Origin of the sequence: Vibrio sp. 10N.222.49.C12, assembly GCF_041475025.1 — a bacterium.
In the GTDB taxonomy this organism is placed as follows: Bacteria; Pseudomonadota; Gammaproteobacteria; order Enterobacterales; family Vibrionaceae; genus Vibrio; species Vibrio crassostreae_C.
The window spans coordinates 1,897-2,292 of record NZ_JBFRVF010000008.1; the positions used below are offsets into that span (position 1 = coordinate 1,897).

1 protein-coding gene is annotated in these 396 nt (G+C 47.2%); it reads right to left on the bottom strand.

Going from position 1 to position 396, the window contains the following annotated elements:
• Nucleotides 1-396: cadherin-like domain-containing protein (locus tag AB4583_RS21445; RefSeq protein WP_372116328.1), on the bottom strand; the 396-nt coding region annotated here is incomplete at both ends.

The window sequence follows — 396 nt, forward strand, 5'->3', positions numbered from 1 at the left end:
GCCACCGTCGTAGGTCACACTTTCAATAGTAAGGTTGTCACCTTCAATGTCCGTTGCGCCTGTAAGCAGATCCGCGTCTGTGAACAGTAAAGTACCGTCTTCTTCAACACTGAACTGCTGATCTTGTGGAACAGGTAAATCATTTACTGGGTTAACCGTCAGGTCTGCTGAAGCTTGAACGGTATTGGTGCCATCAGAGATATCGAAACTGATATCGATGTCACCATTGAAGTTCTCATCTGGCGTAATCGTGAAGCTGCCGTCATCATTAGCTACAACCGTTGCATCTCCACCAACCGTAAGGTCGCTAGCTGTCAGGTCATCGCCTTCAACATCTGACGCTTGCGATAGCAATTGCTCTTGGCTTAAACGGATAGAACCGTCTTCATCGATTGA